Origin of the sequence: Bradyrhizobium sp. AZCC 1678 (assembly GCF_036924765.1) — a bacterium.
Lineage (GTDB): Bacteria > Pseudomonadota > Alphaproteobacteria > Rhizobiales > Xanthobacteraceae > Bradyrhizobium > Bradyrhizobium algeriense.
This window is the reverse complement of record NZ_JAZHSE010000001.1, coordinates 7,494,019-7,510,841: the sequence shown is the minus strand read 5'-3', so window position 1 is coordinate 7,510,841 and position 16,823 is coordinate 7,494,019. Positions and strand designations below refer to the sequence as shown.

The 16,823-nt window shown below is 63.2% G+C and carries 13 protein-coding genes and 1 pseudogene; 4 read left to right on the top strand and 10 right to left on the bottom strand.

Going from position 1 to position 16,823, the window contains the following annotated elements; translation table 11 throughout:
* Positions 1 to 128: 128 nt before the first annotated feature.
* Entirely contained in the window at positions 129 to 590 is a 462-nt protein-coding gene (locus V1294_RS35820; protein ID WP_108519885.1) for a carboxymuconolactone decarboxylase family protein, read from the bottom strand.
* Positions 591 to 719: 129 nt separating this feature from the next.
* Here V1294_RS35820 and V1294_RS35815 point away from each other — a divergent pair, with 129 nt between their 5' ends.
* Positions 720 to 2,003 carry a serine hydrolase domain-containing protein gene (locus tag V1294_RS35815; protein ID WP_334503906.1) on the top strand — a complete coding sequence of 428 codons (1,284 nt, stop codon included), beginning with the start codon at positions 720 to 722 and terminating at the stop codon, positions 2,001 to 2,003.
* A 30-nt stretch (positions 2,004 to 2,033) separates the two neighbouring features.
* Positions 2,034 to 3,221, top strand: coding sequence for an acyltransferase (locus V1294_RS35810; protein WP_334503904.1), 1,188 nt, complete (start codon positions 2,034 to 2,036; stop codon positions 3,219 to 3,221).
* Positions 3,222 to 3,417: 196 nt separating this feature from the next.
* Here the strand turns inward: V1294_RS35810 and V1294_RS35805 are convergent, their stop codons facing one another.
* From V1294_RS35805 to V1294_RS35795, 3 genes are read right to left on the bottom strand one after another with little or no spacing between them, the layout of a single operon-like run.
* Positions 3,418 to 4,203, bottom strand: coding sequence for a fumarylacetoacetate hydrolase family protein (locus tag V1294_RS35805; protein ID WP_334503902.1), 786 nt, complete (start codon positions 4,201 to 4,203; stop codon positions 3,418 to 3,420).
* Positions 4,204 to 4,220: 17 nt separating this feature from the next.
* Complete coding sequence (locus V1294_RS35800) at positions 4,221 to 5,588, bottom strand: LLM class flavin-dependent oxidoreductase (protein WP_334503899.1); 1,368 nt, start codon at positions 5,586 to 5,588, stop codon at positions 4,221 to 4,223.
* A gap of 28 nt (positions 5,589 to 5,616) precedes the next feature.
* Positions 5,617 to 6,666 carry an Ldh family oxidoreductase gene (locus V1294_RS35795; RefSeq protein ID WP_334503897.1) on the bottom strand — a complete coding sequence of 350 codons (1,050 nt, stop codon included), beginning with the start codon at positions 6,664 to 6,666 and terminating at the stop codon, positions 5,617 to 5,619.
* A 384-nt stretch (positions 6,667 to 7,050) separates the two neighbouring features.
* Between V1294_RS35795 and V1294_RS35790 the strand changes: the two genes are divergently transcribed.
* On the top strand, positions 7,051 to 10,593 hold the full coding sequence (locus V1294_RS35790; protein ID WP_334503895.1) for a sensor domain-containing phosphodiesterase: 3,543 nt from the start codon (positions 7,051 to 7,053) through the stop codon (positions 10,591 to 10,593).
* Here V1294_RS35790 and V1294_RS35785 read toward each other — a convergent pair.
* From V1294_RS35785 to V1294_RS35775, 3 genes are all read right to left on the bottom strand, one after another.
* Positions 10,567 to 10,908 carry a hypothetical protein gene (locus V1294_RS35785; RefSeq protein WP_334503893.1) on the bottom strand — a complete coding sequence of 114 codons (342 nt, stop codon included), beginning with the start codon at positions 10,906 to 10,908 and terminating at the stop codon, positions 10,567 to 10,569. The two genes, V1294_RS35790 and V1294_RS35785, sit on opposite strands and share 27 nt — an antisense overlap.
* A gap of 59 nt (positions 10,909 to 10,967) precedes the next feature.
* Positions 10,968 to 11,207, bottom strand: a complete 240-nt coding sequence (locus tag V1294_RS35780) for a DUF2171 domain-containing protein (RefSeq protein WP_275190496.1) — start codon at positions 11,205 to 11,207, stop codon at positions 10,968 to 10,970.
* 97 nt (positions 11,208 to 11,304) lie between these two features.
* Entirely contained in the window at positions 11,305 to 11,772 is a 468-nt protein-coding gene (locus V1294_RS35775; protein WP_334503891.1) for a cupin domain-containing protein, read from the bottom strand.
* 227 nt (positions 11,773 to 11,999) lie between these two features.
* On the opposite strand from V1294_RS35775, the gene V1294_RS35770 reads away from it, so the two are divergent.
* Complete coding sequence (locus V1294_RS35770; RefSeq protein WP_334503889.1) at positions 12,000 to 12,602, top strand: 3-keto-disaccharide hydrolase; 603 nt, start codon at positions 12,000 to 12,002, stop codon at positions 12,600 to 12,602.
* A 34-nt stretch (positions 12,603 to 12,636) separates the two neighbouring features.
* Here the strand turns inward: V1294_RS35770 and galE are convergent, their stop codons facing one another.
* The 3 genes and pseudogenes from galE to V1294_RS35755 all read right to left on the bottom strand — a co-directional run bounded on the left by galE (position 12,637) and on the right by V1294_RS35755 (position 16,766).
* Entirely contained in the window at positions 12,637 to 13,647 is a 1,011-nt protein-coding gene (gene galE, locus V1294_RS35765; protein ID WP_334503887.1) for a UDP-glucose 4-epimerase GalE, read from the bottom strand.
* Entirely contained in the window at positions 13,644 to 14,468 is an 825-nt protein-coding gene (locus V1294_RS35760; RefSeq protein ID WP_108519897.1) for a WecB/TagA/CpsF family glycosyltransferase, read from the bottom strand. Before V1294_RS35760 ends, galE begins: the two co-directional genes overlap by 4 nt.
* Positions 14,461 to 16,766, bottom strand: a pseudogene (locus tag V1294_RS35755) (exopolysaccharide transport family protein). Before V1294_RS35755 ends, V1294_RS35760 begins: the two are co-directional and overlap by 8 nt.
* Positions 16,767 to 16,823: the final 57 nt, after the last annotated feature.

The window sequence follows — 16,823 nt, the reverse complement described above, 5'->3', positions numbered from 1 at the left end:
AGTTCTCGCAGCGTCATTGCCGGGCTTGACCCGGCAATCCATCGCGCTTCAAAGATTTTCTTGTTTGATGGATGCGCGGGTCAAGCCCGCGCATGACGAGTGAGGACGCTGATGCGCTGCGCGGTCACTTAAGCCACCGCGGCCTTGGCCTTCACCGGGTGTACCGCGCGAAAGGCGATCGCAAGCCTGTTCCAGGCATTGATGGCCCCGATCAGCATGGTCAGATTGACCGTCTCCGTCTCCGAGAAGTGGGCGCGCACGTCTGCGTAGAGATCGTCGGGCGCGTGGGTTTCGGCGATCAGCGTCAATGCCTCGGTCCATGCCAAGGCGGCGCGTTCGCGGTCGGTGTACAGCGGCGACTCGTGCCAGGCGTTCAACAGATACAGCCGCTGCTCGGTCTCGCCCAGCTTGCGGGCGTCCTGGGTGTGCATGTTGATGCAATAAGCGCAGCCGTTGATCTGCGAGGCACGCGTCTTTACCAGTTCGATCAGCGATTTTTCGAGACCGGACGCGACGATCTGTGCCTCCAGCGCGACGAGCGCTTTGATGGTGTCAGGAGCGGCCTGGTAGTAGTTCATCCGGGGTTTCATGGTCGTTCTCCTCTGAACGTTTTCAATTTGAACGATTGTCGGAGTGTATCCGATCGAGAAGATGGTCGCCATCTGGATCGATGCTTGTCGATCTAATAAGGTCGTTACCTGCAATGGGGAAAATCGCGGATGCCTACGCACAAGCCGGTGTCATCAAGTCATCATGCGTCACTGCTGGCAGTGGTCGTCGCGCTGGCCTGGCTGGGCGCCTTGCTTCCCGTCGTGGCATTCGGTCCGCCGCCGAACGCGCAATTGTCGCTGGAGAAGCTTTCACGGATCGACGCGTTCCTCAACGACCAGGTCGCACAAGGGGAAATTCCGGGCGCCATCGTCCTGATCCAACGCCACGGCAAGCCGGTCTATTTCAAATGGTTCGGCAAGCGCGATGTCGATGCCGGAATCGATATGACGAGGGATACGATCTTTCCGCTGCATTCGCTCACCAAAACGGTCACCAGTTTTGCCGCGATGATGCTGATCGATCGCGGCAAGATCAAACTCGACGATCCCGTCGCCAGGTACATTCCCTCTTTCGCCGGCATGAAGGTGGGCGTCGAGCGCAAGGATGAGTCCGGCAAGGCCGTGCTCGATCTCGCGCCATTGCGCCGGCCGGTCACAATCGAGGACCTGCTGCTGCATACGTCGGGGATCACTTATGGCTTCTACGGGCCGCGAGGGCCGGTGAAGGCGGCGTATGACGGCATTTATCTCGGCGACTTCGACAATGCCGAATTTGCCGAGCGGATCGCCAAACTGCCGCTGGCGGAGCAGCCGCGCACGCTGTGGGATTACGGGCATTCGATCGACGTGCTCGGCCGCGTGATCGAGGTCGTGTCCGGGCAGTCGCTGTACCAGTTCGAAAAGACGGAACTGTTCGATCCCCTGGGGGTGACGACGACCAAATTCTTTTTGACCGATCCGGCTGAGCGGAGCCGCTATGCCCGGCCGCTGCGCAAGGATCAGCATGTTGAGCGGACTTCGCTCGATGTTACGCGATGGGAATCCGGCGGCGGCGGATTGGTCTCGACGGTTGCCGATCTCGCGCGCTACGGGCAAATGCTCCTCAATGGCGGCACGCTCGACGGCAGGACGTATCTCAGTCCCGCTACGTTTGCGGCGATGACGACTGACCATATCGGCCCGGGCTCGGGCGTCGAACGCAATTACTTTTATTACCCTGGCGACGGCTTTGGGTTTGGCTACGGTTTTGGTGTCCGCACCAATCCCGGCAATGCCGTGCCGCCGCCACCGGGCTCGCTCGGCGAAATCAAATGGGACGGCGCCACCGGCGCCTACCTCGTCATCGACCGCGCCCAGGAAATGTTCTTTGTCGTGCTGGAAAACGCGCCGTCGGCCCGCCAACATGTGCAGGTGAACGTCAAGAAGCTGATTTACGACGCGTTCGAGAAATGACCGGGCGCAGGCTCGATGGGAAATAGCGAGATGCTGCGCAAGACCGATCGGAGCGACAGGACCGTCAAGGTGAGGGCGCGCATCGTTGCGCTGGACCGCGCCCGCACCTTCATCACGCTGTTGGTGCTGGTCCATCACTCCGTGGTCAACTACACCCATTTCGGCAGCGGCGATAAAATGCGCTGGCTGGGGTTCGACCTCGTCGTGCTGTTCAACGACAGCTTCTTCATGGCCTGCATGTTCCTGATCTCGGGCCTGTTCGTTCACGACAGCCTGATGCGCAGAGGCGCCGCGGATTTCCTGCGCCATCGGGCATGGCGGCTCGGCATTCCCTTTCTGGTTTCGATCTTCGTGCTGATGCCGATTGCGTACTATCCGACCTTCCTGCGCTATCATCTGCCCGGCACCACCGACTTCAACTTCTTTCATTTCTGGTGGCGCACGCTGACGGTCGGCCCCTGGCCGTCGGGTCCGGCATGGTTCCTGTGGGTGCTGCTGGCGCTCGACATCGTTGCCGCAGCGCTGCTGGCAGTCGCGCCGCGCCTGCGGAAGATGTCTGGCCTGCTGATCTTTTCGCTGCGCGACCGGCCGTGGACGGCGTTTGCGGCGTTCCTCGCGGTTTCGGTCGTCTTCTACGTGCCGATGCGGCTGATATCAGGCGATGCGAGTTGGCTGGAGCCGGGCGGCTATCCGCTGCCGATCCAGACCAGCCGGATTCTGCTCTATGCCGGCTATTTCCTGACCGGTGTCGGCATAGGCGTGGTTAGCCTTCGTGCAGGAATCCTGAGCGAGGAAGGTGCGTTGGTCAGGCGCTGGCCGCTTTGGCTTGCCTTTGCGTCGTTGTTCTATGGCGCCATCCTGCTGCTGGTCTATGCCCATCACAACTGGATCGCAGATTTCGATTCACCGCCGCTATCCTGGCAGACCGGCTATGGCCTTGCCTTTGCGCTGTTCAGCGCAGCGATGACGTTCACGGTGCTGACCGTATCGCTGGCCTTCGCCGCATCGGGCATGAAGCTGCTCGATGCCATGCGGCCATCTGCCTACGGCATCTTCCTCACCCACTACATCTTCATCCTCTGGCTGCAATACGCCGTTTACGATTATTCATGGCCGGCCGTCGTCAAATTTGCTGTCGTTTTCGTCGGCACGCTGGTGCTGAGCTGGGGGGCCACGGCGCTGTTGCGGAAAGTTCCGATTGTGTCGAGAATGATCTAAGGTTCAACTGAGGAGGTCGCAGCCGTCATTGCGAGCGAAGCGAAGCAATCCATAAGGCCGCAAGCGGAGATATTGATTGCTTAAGGGCCGAGCGGGGTGGAGCTGCGAGTCATTATGATTCTACGCAGGATAGATACTCGCGCGGACGAACCTTACTCGATGCCGATTCCCGCGCCTGTCCTCATTTCTGAGGACGTCAAACTTCCTCCGCCGCGAACCTGTTGCGCAACGTCCCGATCCCGGTGATGTCGATTTCAACGACGTCGCCGGCTTTCAGGTTAGGTGAGGCGCCGTCGGTGCCCATCCAGATCACGTCGCCGGGCCACAGCGTGAAATACTTGGTCAGCTCGACGAGGAACGGCACGATGCCGAAGATCATGTCGTTGGTGCGGAAGCGGCCGGTCTCCTTGCCGTTGACCCGGATCACGGTTTCCATCTTGTCGAGATCGACTGATGTTTCGATCCACGGCCCCATCGGCTTGAAGGTGTCGGCGTTCTTGGAGCGCCACAGGCTGCGGTCGGCCTTCTGCCAGGTGCGCTCGCTGACATCGTTGCCGATGGTGTAGCCGAACACGCAATCCATCGCGTTGGCTTCGCTCAAGTGTTTTGCCTTCTTGCCGATGACAACCACGAGTTCACCCTCGTAGTGGATCTTCTCGGTCGCGGTCGCCGGAATCACCACATCCTCGTCATGGGCGATCAGCGCGTTCTGCGCGCGATAGCCGATCTCGGGTCGATCGGGCACGTTGGGCACCGTGCCGGCCTTGTCGGCGGCTTCCTTGAGATGCTTGAGGTAATTCAGCCCGACGCAATAGAAGGTGCGCGGGATCAGCGGCAGCTCGATCTTGACGGCTTTCAGCGCATGTGACTGCGTTCCGCGCTGCCACTCGCCGAGCGGATCTCCGTTGACGGCGATCACGTTGTCGCCCTCGACAATGCCCCAGGAGGTCTTGCCGGCGGTGGTGAATTTGAGCCAACGCATGGTTCTTCTTCTTGTTCTTATTCGGCCGCGGCCCGCGGCGTGGCTTTCCAGGCGCCGGCGGCAGGACGCGTCAGGCCGAGATTCTCGCGCAGCGTCTTGCCGGCGTAATCCCTGTGAAACAGCCCGCGGCGCTGCAGTTCCGGCACGATGTGCCGGACGAAATCGGCATAGGAGCCCGGCACGATGGTGGCTGCGATGACAAAGCCGTCGCAGCCGCGCTCGACGAACATCTCCTCCAGCTTGTCGGCGATCTCCTTCGGGCCGCCGACGATCGCGTCATGCACCTGGCCGCGGCCGGAGAAGGTGACGAAGTCGCGCGCGCTCGGATTGGTCTTCCCCGAATTCTTGAGCACGCCGTCGCGAATGCCAAGGATGCCCTGCATGCTCTTGAGGTCTTCGGTGGTCAGTGGCTCGTCGAGCGGCTTGGCGGCGAAGTCGAAGTTCAGCGCCTCCGCGAGCAGCGACAGCGCATCGATCTGCAGCGGCAGCTTGTTGATGAGCGCCATCTTGTCCTCGGCCTCAGTCTTGGTTGCGCCGCAGACGGGTGTGGTGAGGTTGCAGAGGCGCATCTGGTCGGGATCGCGGCCGGCTTTGGCCGCTTCGTTGCGGACCGCCGCATAGCCTTCCTTGGCGGCGGCCACGTTGCGCGCGGCGGTGAAGATCACCTCGCCCCATCGCCCCGCAAAACGCTGGCCGCGGCCGGACGCGCCGGCCTGGATGATGACGGGATGGCCCTGCGCCGAGCGCGGAACGGTGAACGGACCGCGCGACTTGAAGAACTCGCCCTTGTGGTCGAGCCGCTTCACCTTGGCCGGATCGGCGAAGCGGCCGCTCTTCTTGTCCATGATCAACGCGTCGTCTGCCCAGGTGTCCCAGTGGCCGAGCACGACTTCCATGAATTCGTCGGCGCGATCGTAGCGGTGGTCATGTTCGAGATGGGCGTCCTTCCCCATGTTGTGGGCCTCGCCGTCGTTGAGCGAGGTGACGACGTTCCAGCCTGCGCGTCCGCCCGACATCAGATCGAGGGTGGCGAAGCGGCGCGCGACATCGAATGGCTCGTAATAGGTGGTCGAGCAGGTCGACCCCAGCCCGAGCTTCGTCGTCACCATGCCCATCGTGGTCAGCACGATCAGCGGGTCCATCTTCACGCAGCGGATGCCGTATTCGACGGTGTGGGCGTGGTCGTTACCGTAGCGGTCGGGCATCGCCAGGCGGTCGTCGAAGAACGCCATGTGGAATTTTCCGGCTTCGAGAATCCGGGCGATCTCCTGGTAGTAATCGGCCGACATCGAATCGTCGCGCGATTCCGGGTGCCGCCACGAACTCGGCAGATTGGTGCAGTTCTGCGCCTGCAGGAATCCCACCAGTGCCATTTGCCGTGTCATGCGGTTCTCCTTGTGCTGGCGGAATTCATTACAAGTCGAGCTCTGCGACGAGCCTGTAGTCGGTGGCCAGCGCCTTCAATTTGTCCCAGGTCGCGTCCTCGACCTCGATGCCGTCGCGCCTGCGCTGCTGTTCGCGGATATGTTCGACCTCGCCGGGATAGAACACGCCGGGGGAGCCTTCCGATGGCGGCGTCGATTTCAGATAGCGCGCGAACTCGCCGACTTCCTTCTCGAAATCCTTCAGGGGGCGGAAGGCGGCGACATTGAACACCGCCATGAAGCATCCGTCATTGTGACGGCCGGTCGGCTCGACGCCAAAGCCCAAGCCCGTGAGCAGGCCGCACAGCACTTCGACCATTGCAGCGAGGCCGCTTCCCTTGTAGCCCTCGCTGCCGCCGAGCGGCAGCAGTGCGCCGCCCTTGCGATACTGGGTGGGATCGGTGGTGTGCCGTCCCTCGGCGTCGATGATCCAGCCCTGCGGGATCTGTTCGCCGCGCGCCACCGACAGCGCGATCTTGCCGGCCGCGACCGCCGAGGTCGCCATGTCAAGATAGAACGGCGCCTCGAGGTCGGATGGCACCGCAATCGAGATCGGATTGGTGCCGAGCCTTGCCTCGCGGCCGCCGAACGGCGCGACATGCTTCGGCGAGCGGCCGGAGTCGGCGGTCGCAATGCCGATCATGCCCTCGCGCATCGCCATCAGAGGATAGGCGGCGAGCCGCCCGACATGGCTTTGGCGGAACACCGTGCAGGCGGCGACGTTGGCGGTCTTCGCCTTCTCGATCGTCAGCGCCATCGCCTGGGCGTTGACGTGAAAGCCAAAACCCCAATGGCCGTCGATCACGGTCGTGGTCGGCGATTCCTGGACGATGGTCCATTTGGCGCCGGGCACGATATGGCCGGCCTTGATGCGGTCGATATAGGTCGGGATCGCGATTACGCCGTGCGAATCGTGGCCGGCGAGATTGGCGTTGACGCAGCCGGCCGCGACGGCGCGAGCCTCCTCCTCCGACGCGCCGGCGGCCTTGAGCAGCGCCGCGCCGATATGCGTGAGACGGCCGGCCTGGACCTTCGGCATGGGAATTTCCTCTACCTTTTAGCGCCCGCGCGAACGGCGGGTCTTGCTTGTTGCCGCGGCCGGCATGGTCTCAAAGCGGCGGCGGCAGGGCAAGCGTGGAAATATCCTGTTAGCCAGGCCGCAGGCACGGTTCTCGATGGCTTTCGAATTTCATCCTGCAAAATTCGAACATGCTTTCGGCGGGGCCGGCATCCCAGCCGGCGCGCCGGCGGTATGGCTGACAAATCGTGAATCAGCCCGTAGTTCTCCTGAGCGACGTCGCGGTTCGTTGGTCCGACATTTACTCTGAATCGCAACTGCGGGCCGTCAATAACGAGCATTTAGGCCACCTGCACGCATAAAATCCGCGGGGCAGCGGTGCTGCCGGCAGGGAGCTTGGGGACGGTGAAGACCGATATCGCGCGCACGTTTGCGGCGTTGAATGCGACCAACGAAGCGATTCTGTACGCCAAATCACCTGAAGAGCTGTACGCGAAGGTCTGCGAGGCCGCGTTCTCGGTCGGGGATTTCCTGGCTGTGGCGATCTTCCTGCTGGAGCCGGAAACCAATCTCCTGCGCTTCGCCGCCGGCTGTGGCGACGACGTCCCGCGCCTGCGCAGCATCGACATCTCGATCGTGGCCGGTACGCCCGAAGGGTCCGGGGTCTCCGGGCAGGCCTTCCGCGACCGGAAGATATGCGTCAGCAACGATTTCCTGAATGATCCGCGCTCACTGCCCTGGCGCGAGGGAGCTAGAGCCGGCCAAGTGGGCACGGCGGCTGCGCTGCCGCTGACCTGCAACGGCGAGGGCGTCGGCGTGCTTCTCGTTTCGCGGCGGGAACCTCACTCGATCGACGGGCAGATCGTCTCGATGCTGGAGCGCGTGTCGGCGAACATTTCGTTTGCGCTCGACAATTTCGAACATGAGGCCGCGCGCAAGAACGGCGAGCGCGGGATGCGGCGGTTGAACCGGATGTTCGGCGCCATCAGCGCGACCAACGAAGCGATTCTGCGCGCCAAGACCGAACAGGATCTCTATCAGCGCGTTTGCGATGCCGCGGTATACAGCGGAAAATCCGCGGCTACCGTGGTGCTGCTTGCGGAGCCGGACTCGATCTGGTTGAAGCCGGCCGCAGGCACCGGCGCGATCGTCGAACAGATCATGCGGGCGCCGTTCTCGATCGATGCGAGTAACCCGTATGGAACGGGCGTCTGCGGCAGGGCATTCCGGACGCAGCTGCCAGCCGTCAACAACGATATCCTCAACTCGACACAGGGCCAGCCCTGGCATCAGGCCGCACGCGAAGCGGTTGTCACCGCCTGCGTCGCCGTTCCGCTGATCAAGGCCGACGAGAGCATCGGCGTGTTGCTGTTCTTTGTCGGAAAACTGTGGGCGGAGGACGAGGAGATCGTCGCCCTGATGGCGCGGATCGCGGAGAATGTCTCGTTCGCGCTGGACAATTTCGAGCGCGCCGGCGAAAAGGCGAGAGCCGACGCCCAGAAGGAACGTCTGGGGCGCATGCTGGCGGCGCTCAGTGCGACCAACGAAGCGATCGTTCGTGCAACGTCGCGGACGGAGCTGTTCGAACTGGTATGCGAAGCTGCCGCGACGGGCGGCCGGTTCAACTCGACCAGCATCATGCTGGCCAGATCCGACAGCGACTACACCGACATGGTGGCCGTGGCGGGACCAACGGCCGGCAACATGCGCCGGGTGAAGGTTTCGATCAACGCGGATCATCCGGAAGGACGCGGGCTGTGCGGCAACGCTTTCCGCTCCCGCCAGGCCTGCATCGCCAACGATTTGCGCGCTGACCCGCGCGGGTCGGCGTTTCACCAGTTCATTCACAGCGACGGCGCGATGTCGGGCGCGGCGTTCCCGCTGCTGGTTTCCGGCCAGGCGGTCGGCGTGATGTTTTTCATCTCTTCGGAGATCGATACGTTCACGCCCGAATTCGCCGAACTGTTGCAGAGACTCACCGACAACGTGTCGTTCGCGATCGGGACCTTCGATCGGGCCGACGAGAAGGCGAGGACCGAGGTCCAGAAGGAGCGCCTGACACGCATGTTGGCGGCGTTGAGCGCAACCAACGAGGCGATCATCCGTGCGGCATCCCGGGCGGAACTGTTCGAGCTGGTGTGCGAGGCCGCGGCCAACGGCGGCAAGTTCACCTTGACCTCCATCGCGCTGATAAAGCCGGACAGCGAGTATCTCGACGTCGTGGCTGCCGCCGGTCCGACTGCGTCCAGCGCCCGCGAGGCAGTGATATCGACCAGCGAGGCGCACCCGGAGGGGCGCGGGCTCTGTGGTTCGGCGATACGTTCGCAGCAGGCCTGCATCATCAACGATTACCTCGGCGATCCGCGCGCCGAAGCGTTTCACGCCACCGCGCGCAACGACGGCACGAATTCCGGCGGTTCATTCCCCCTGTGGGTGCATGGGCAAGTCGTCGGCGTGATGTCTTTCATGTCGATGGAGAAAGACACGTTCACGCCCGAATTTGCCGACTTATTGCAACGGCTCGTCGACAACGTATCTTTCGCATTAGAGAATTTCGACCGCGTCGATGAAAAGACCAAGGCCGACGAGCGGATCGAGTATCTGGCGTCGCACGACAGTCTGACCAATCTGCCGAACCGGGAAATGTTCAACGGTATGCTCCGCCGTGCGATCGATGCGGCCGCGCGCTATCAGCGGCAGTTCGCCCTTCTGTTCATCGACCTCGACAGGTTCAAGGTCATCAACGACTCGCTGGGGCACGACGCCGGCGATATGCTGCTGGTGGAGATCGGCGGCAGGCTGCGGCGCGCACTGCGTTCGAACGATGTCGTGGCGCGGCTGGGTGGCGACGAGTTCGTGGTCATTCTGGAGGAGACCGCCGAGCGCCACGAGGTCGAGCGCATCGCCGGAGAGCTTCTGTCCGTGCTCAGCCAGCCGTTGCAGCTCAGCGGTCACGAATGCCACACCACCGCCTCGATCGGCATTGCGATGTACCCCTTTGACGGCGCCGACGTGCTGACGCTGACCAAGAACGCCGACATGGCGATGTATCTCGCCAAGGAGGACGGCAAGAACGCCTTCCGCTTCTTCACCAAGGAGATCAAGACGCAGTCGATCGAGCGCCTGACGCTGGAAAGTGCCTTGCGCCGCGCGCTGGAGCGCGACCAGTTCTGTCTGCACTATCAGCCCAAGATCGACATGGCGAGCGGCCAGATCACCGGCGTCGAGGCGCTGCTGCGCTGGATCCATCCCGAACTCGGCACCGTATCGCCGGGGCAGTTCATTCCGCTGGCCGAGGAAACCGGGCTGATCGTTCCGATCGGCCGCTGGGTGCTCAAGGACGCCTGCGCGCAAAACATGACCTGGCAGCGACGCGGCCTGCGGCCGGTGACGATGGCGGTCAACCTGTCGCCGCGGCAATTCGCGGACCCGAATCTGCTGCACGATGTCGACGAGGCGCTGCTGGCAAGCGGCATGTCGCCGGTGCTGCTGCAGCTCGAAGTCACCGAAAGCATGGTGATGCGGAACGTGTCGCGCGCGATCAAGGTGCTGGATGCGATCCAGAGCCGTGGCATTCGCCTCGCGATCGACGATTTCGGAACCGGCTATTCGTCGATGTCGCTGATGAAGCAGTTTCCGATCGACACCATCAAGATCGATCGCTCCTTCGTTCGCGACCTTCCCGTCGATTCCGAAGACCAGGCCATCGCGCAGGCGATCATCAGCATGGGCAAGGCGCTCGGCATGACCGTGATTGCGGAGGGCGTCGAGACCCTGGAGCAGGAGGCCTTCTTGCGCAGCCACGCCTGCGACGAAATGCAGGGCTTCCTGTTCTCCAAGCCGCTGCCCGCCAGGCAGATGGCCGATCTGCTTCGCGCCGAACCGCGGCTCGCCTCGCCGCCGTTGCAGCCGGAAGCCGGCTCAGGGTTGGAAGGCGCTGTCGTCTGACGGTTGCGGATGCAGCTCACGGACAGCCGGGTCCGGAATTTCGGTTTTGCAGGGGAAATCGTAAGGCCAAGGCAACGACGTCTGCCCTGCGAAGATCGCAAGGAAGATGTCTGCGGCGGAAGCATATGTCGCCCGGTCTGGCAATCCGAGCTCGATGCACCATTCGGCCGGGAGCGGCTGAGAGGAGGCGCGCAACTCCATCGCGGGTCCCCACCACCACGCCGGGGCGGGCGAGCGTTCCGTTTCCGGAACGGCACGCCACGTGTTGTATTCGCCGATCATGCGTTCGAATTGCAGTACCGCCGCCGGATGCATTCAACCTCCTGAAGCCTGATGATATCTGCATCCACGGGCGGCGCAATGCATGTTGCCGGCTATTGCCGGCCGTGCTGCCAGTGCGAGGTCACGTCCGCGCCTGATTTGTTGAGATGGACATGCTGATCAACGTGGTCGACCCATGACATCGGAATGAAGTGATGATGCTGGCCATCAGGCGAACTCTGTTTGGTCAGCTTGATCTTGTCGGTTCCTTCCATATGGTCGACTTTTCCGACCGTCTTCTTGTCCGATGAGATGACGTCCATATGTTCCCGGATCTGTGAAGCAGAAGCCATGTCTTATATCCCCTGATTTGGTTGGGACATAAAACGCGCCGCTGCCGGAATGGTTGCTGGGTCGTTGTTCTCGAAGCCGGTCCCGTTCCGCCAGCGGTTATTTCTCTTCCGCCGCGGTTGAGGTCGCCGGGCCTTCTCCCATGATCAGGAGAACGGCGTCCTCGTCCTTGGCACCATCCCAATGCACCTGCTTGGCGAAATGGGTGACAAAGCTGCCGGCCGGCATCGGCGTCGTGTTGGCGGGATCGAATTTCGGCCCCGAGCCGACCCACCACGTGCCCTGCAGCACGACGATGTAGCGATCATTGGGGTGGAAGTGCGGACGGCTGAAATGATTGCCCTTCGTCCACTTGTTGTAGACCATATAGAAGCCGGGTTTGGCGGGATCGCCTACGACAACAGCGCTTTGCGCACCGGCTGCATTGACCGGGCCCCAGGGAATCTGGTCCGGCAATTTGTAGATGACGGCGGCCGGATTGAGTTCCGCAGCGGAAGAGATGCTCAACATGCCGGCGAAAGCCAGCGGTGTCATGAGGTGTCGCCAGGAGCGGATGATCGCCTTCATGGTTTCCTCCGTTGCCGTCTCGTGAGCTGAGATGCGTTCATCTCTGTTGCCGTGATGCTAGCCGGTCTCCTTCCCGCGGAGCAAGGCGCGCAGGTGCATGCGTGATCGGCGGCAGCGGAAAGCGAAATGTCGCACAACGCAGCTGCAGCATGAAAAACGGATTTACGCCGCGCGTCGCGGTGATAGGTTTCGGCCCAACTAAAAGCAGCCATGGGAGGGCTACGTTCATGAAGCGCTTGTCGATAATTGCGGCCGCTCTGTTGATCGGCGCCGCCGCACTTCAATTTTCCAGCGTCGCGTCCGGGCAGGGCGATGGCTGGGTGACGCTTGTCGACGGCACCAAGATGGGCGACTGGACCGAGGTCGGCAAGGCCAATTGGGCGATGAAGGACGGCGCGCTGGTCGCAGACAAGATCACCGAGGGCAAGGATCCCTCCTATCTCGTCAGCAAGGAGTCCTACAAGGATTTTCAGATCAAGGCCGAGTTCTGGGCCGACGATGATGCCAACAGCGGGATCTTCATTCGCTGCGACCAGTCGGCCAAGATCGACGCCAAGATCTGCTACGAGGTCAATATTTTCGACAAGCGGCCCGATCCGACCTACGGCACCGGCGCGATCGTGGATGTGGCCAAGGTCGACCCGATGCCGAAGGCGGGCGGCAAATGGAACACCTACGAAATCACGGCCAAGGGTCCGCATCTCGTGGTCGTGTTCAACGGCCAGAAAACCGTCGATGTCCAGGATTCAAAACACGCCAGCGGCCCGTTCGCGCTGCAATACGGCTCGGGCGTGATCAAGTGGCGCAAGGTGCAGATCAAGCCGCTGTAGGCCGCTGAGAGCTCTCTTGCGAGGTTGTGCCGGCTCACTCGTGGACCGGCGCGCCCGTCTTCAGCGGGTGCGCCTTCCTGTGCCACGCCCAGGCGGTGCGGATGATCGTGGCCAGATCCGAATAAGCGGGACGGAAGTTCAATGTCGCGCGTGCGGCGGAGGGATCGGCGACCAGATAGGTCGGATCGCCCGGTCGCCGCGGCTTGACGACATGCGGGACTTCGCGGCCGGTCTCGGTCGCGATCGCCGCGAGGATTTCGCGCACTGAAAAACCGTTGCCGGTGCCGAGGTTGAAGGCGCCGCCGGAATGACCCTCGAGCAGCAGCTTGAGCGCCAGCACGTGGGCAGCCGCGAGGTCCGTCACATGGATGTAGTCGCGGATCGCCGTCCCGTCCGGCGTGTCGTAATCGTCGCCGAACACGGCAAAGTCCGGCACATGCCCCTGCAGCGCCATCATGGCGCGGGGGATGAGGTGTGTCTCGACCTCACGCAGCTCGCCGATGCCACCGGCGGGATCGGCGCCAGCGGCGTTGAAGTAGCGCAGCGCGAACGAGCCGAAGCCGTAGGCTGTGCGATAATCCGCCAGCACGCGCTCGATCATCCATTTCGAGGCGCCATAGGGGTTGATCGGTGCGCAGGGATAGTCTTCGCGTAGCGCCTTGCTGTCGGCATTGCCATAGACCGCGCCGGTCGACGAAAACACCAGGCGATTGCAGCCGGCCTCGCGCATGGCAGCCAGCAGCGACAGCGTGCCGGCGAGGTTGTTGACGTAGTATTTCTGCGGATCGGCAACGGATTCGCCGACCAGGCTCGACGCAGCGAAGTGCATCACGGCCACGATGTCGTGCTGGGCAAAGGTCCGCGCCAGCGTGGCCTTGTCGGCGATGTCGCCGACCACCAGCGCGCCGGCGGCGAAGCTGCGGTGGCCGGTTGAAAGGTTGTCATAGGTGACGGGCCGGTAACCCGCCGCATCCAGTGCCCTGCAGCAGTGCGAACCGATATAGCCGGCACCGCCGGTGACGAGAATGGCTGGACGGCTGCTCATTGATTGTGTGTCCCGCCGATGTCAGTCGATCGGCCCCTGTTCAGCAACAAATAGAGCGCGCGCGGGTTGGTCGTCAAATAGCGCCAGAACAGGCGGCGCGGCTCCAGCCAGATGCGCCACGCCCATTCGAGGCCCGCATGCTGCATCCACCGCGGCGCGCGGACGCGGCTGCCCGACAGGAAGTTAAACAGCCCGCCTGACGTCTTGATGACGCCGACATTGGAGAGGTTGGGTGTGTATTCCTCGACGAAAGCCTGCTCATAGGGAACGCCAAGCGCAACCCAGAGATAGTCCGGTGCCAGCGCGTTGATTTCGGCGACCTTGGCACGCAGCGCTTCGCCCCGCAGAAAGCCGTGGCAACGGCCGACGATCTTGAGATCGGGATATTGCTCGCGAACGCTGGCGACCGCGGCGGCGTTCTCCGCGTCGTCCGCGCCCAGCATGTAGAAGGTCAGGCCGGCCGCTTGTGCCTTGCGGGCAACGACGTGAAACAGGTCGGTGGTCGCAACGCGTTCGGGCAGCGGCGTCTTTGATCTGAACCGCGATACGGTCACCAGCGGCTGGCCGTCGGCATTGATCAGATCGGCGGCCCGAAACAGCCGGTCGGTCATCGGTTCGGTCGAGCAGCGCGCCAGCACCTCGCCATTGGCCGAGGTCAGGTAGAGCGGGCGATTGAGGCGGCGTTGCGGGAACACCATGTCGATCATGAAGTTCGCGGTCTGCTCGAGATCCAGCACGGCAAGCCGCAACCCGCCCAGCGTGATGCGAGGCACGCTGGCCGTGGCCGCTCTGCCGACGGGATTTACGCGACGCTCAAGCATATTGCTTGTCCCGCTGCGGGCTCGCGGCCGTTGGGTTGACTTCGCTGAGGACGACACCGACCAGCTTGCGCTCGGCCCCGCCGAGGGCTGCGATGATGTCTTCCATGCTGTCGTTGATGTCGAGATGCACCGGGAGGATCGCAACGAGTCCCTCGGCGATGTCGAGCAGCTTGCCGTCGGCCGGGCTCCACGGCATCGCCGGCCCGTCGAGAATCACGAGGTCATAGCCACCGGCGGAACGGGCCTGCGCAATCGCCTTTCGGATGGCGTCGCCGGCTTTCGCGTCGGTGGCATTGACGGCCGGCAGGATCGAAATTCCGTTGGCGGTCGGAATCGCGCGGGCGGCCCTGGCGCCGATGCCGAGCCAGCCGAAACGGCTGGGCTCGCTCTTTGCCAGATGGCTCACCTTGTTCGATAGCGCGCGCTCCTTAAGGTCGGCATCGATCAGCAGCACCTTGGCGCCGTCACGCGCCGCGGCGAGCGCAATGTTCAGCGCGGCGATGCTGCGGTCCTGATCCACTCCAGCGCCGATCACAGCCATCACGGGCAGGGTTTCCCCGCCGGCGCGTCTGGCCAGCGCCGCGCGCATCTCGCGCAGGGCATTGAGGACAGTCATTAGCGGAAAGCCCGCGCGCAGCGTCGGCCAGCTCAGCCGCGTGACGTCGGCGGTGCTATCAGTTGCAAGGATGCCGCCGAGCGTACGCATCACGTCGGCTTCCTGCAGCCGCGCGATCAGCGGCTTTTCGATCAGGCTGACCGCGGGTTGCGGCTGGGGTGGCGCGGCAGGTGGCTGCTTCTCGGCCGCCGGAGCGGGCGGCTGCTTCGGCGTTTCTGCCGGCGCTTTGTCCCGTGGCTGAACCGGGTTCGTGCCCGGCATCAACTGGTTCAGTGCGATGAACCAGCCGGAGGAAGCGAGCCCGCCAAAGACAAAACCGATCATCGCGAGCAGGCTCATGGCCGGCGGGAAGGTACGCCGCTGCGGCACGGTGGCCTCGCCGATGATGCGTGCGTTCGAGGTGTTCAGGCTCTCCTGCTCCTCGGTTTCGCGCGATCGCTTCAGGAACGACTGGTAGACGTCGCGGCTTGCTTCCACGTCGCGTTCGAGTTCGCGCAGGCGCACCGAGGCCTGGCTCATCTGGACGCTCTGGCGCTTCTGGGTCTCCAGCGCCTTGCCGAGCGAGGCTTCATAGTCGCGGGCGCGGATCAGGTCGTTCTTCGCGGACTGCGCGAAGCGCTCGACCTCCTCGTTGATGGCGCGGCGCAGGTCCTGCACCTGCTGCTCCATCTGGCGCAGCGCCGGATGACGCGGCCCCCCAGTTCGCTGTGCAACTCCGCCTGGCGCTTCCGCGCTTCGGCATATTGCGCGCGGAGATTGGCGATGGTCTGCGACTGCAGTGCCTCGGGGATGGCGCCGGCGTCGGAGGATGCCTTGCGACTGGCTTCGATCTGGTCGAGTTTGGCCTGCGCGTCCAGCGTCAGCGCGCGGGCGGCGGCGAGCCGCTGGTTGCTGGCGGAGAGTTGCTGGTCGCTGATCAGCGTGTCCTGGCTGCCGACGAAATTGTTCTGCGCCTTGTAAACCGCGAGTGCGTTCTCGGCATTGCGAAGCCGTTCCTGCAATTCCTTCAAGCGACCGGAAAGGTCGCTGGTCGCGCGCCGCGCGGCGGCGGCCTGCGACTGCTTGGATTCGGCGAGATAGGCTTTCGAGATCGCATTGGCAAGCATCGCCGCCTTGGCCGGTTCATACGACCAGACGTCGATATCGACGATGAAGGTGCGGTCGGTTTTCTTGACGTTGATATGGCGATTGAGCGCTTCCAGCGCGCCCATCTGGATCTGCTTCTGCTGCTCGGCGGTGGGGCGCATCTCGATCCCGAACAGGCCGAGCAGCGATCCCAGGATGCCCTTCGAATCGCCGCCGCCGAACTCCGGGTCCTTTTCCAGATGGGTGTCGCGGATCACCTGCAGCAGCACGTTGTTCGAGGTGATGACGCGCGCCTGGCTCTCCACCACCATCGCGAGGCCGGAAATATCCTGGGCGCGCGGCGTCAGTTCGCGATCGACCAGTTGCAGTTCGCGGGGATCGACGTAGAGCTGGGCAGACGCCGTGTATTTCGGTGTCAGGCTCTTGCCGACCGCAACCGCGGCGCAGGCGGAAATCAGCGCCGCCGAGACGATCGCGACCTTGCGCTGCCACAGGAGCTGGGCCAGGTCGAGCACGCTGAAGCCCGCCGGCGCGGCTGTCGCCGCGGGGCCGACCTCAGGCTTTGCCCGGTCTATCGGCTGGTCATAGATAAGCATCGACCCCAGCTTTCATTCGAACTGCCGCACGCATCGGCTGAGGGGTTACTCTTCGGG